This window comes from Collinsella sp. LCP19S3_C9 (genome assembly GCF_052121575.1).
Lineage (GTDB): Bacteria > Actinomycetota > Coriobacteriia > Coriobacteriales > Coriobacteriaceae > Collinsella.
On sequence record NZ_JBQKDZ010000040.1, the window covers coordinates 1 to 707 of the forward strand.

At 60.0% G+C, this 707-nt stretch carries 1 rRNA gene; it reads right to left on the bottom strand.

Going from position 1 to position 707, the window contains the following annotated elements:
• Positions 1–313: 313 nt before the first annotated feature.
• Positions 314–707: ribosomal RNA gene (locus tag ACTQXI_RS08890) — 16S ribosomal RNA — on the bottom strand; the annotation flags it as partial.

Below are 707 nucleotides of genomic sequence, written 5' to 3' on the forward strand. Positions count from 1 at the left end.
TATCTCATACCGCGGCACAGCGTGTTCCACTGTGCTCGCGATCAGATGCTCCTCACTCATCAATGAGTGAATTCCTCTTGTTTGGATCGGATGAATGATTGCTATCATTCTTGATTTAATCGCAGAAAAGAATCGAGTCTGGAAGAGGATACTCTTCCATCTCTCTCCTATCGCTATGCGGCTCTCAAGGTACGCGGGTGCGACCCCGGGGACCGGGTGCTGCGGGGACGTATCCTGGCCAGACATCCACCGGACGGGCTCCTGCCCTCCATTCGAGTTAAAGTGTTTTCTCTCTAAGAATGTGTCTCCCTAGAAAGGAGGTGATCCAGCCGCACCTTCCGGTACGGCTACCTTGTTACGACTTCACCCCCCTCACCCTCCACACCTTCGGCGCCTCCCCCCTCTCGGTTGGGCCGGCGACTTCGGGTGCAGACGACTCGGGTGGTGTGACGGGCGGTGTGTACAAGGCCCGGGAACGCATTCACCGCGGCATGCTGATCCGCGATTACTAGCAACTCCGACTTCATGGGGGCGGGTTGCAGCCCCCAATCCGAACTGGGGCCGGCTTTCCGGGATCCGCTCCCCCTCGCGGGGTCGCATCCCTCTGTACCGGCCATTGTAGCACGTGTGCAGCCCAGGGCATAAGGGGCATGATGACTTGACGTCGTCCCCGCCCTCCTCCGCCTTGACGGCGGCGGTCCCGCGTG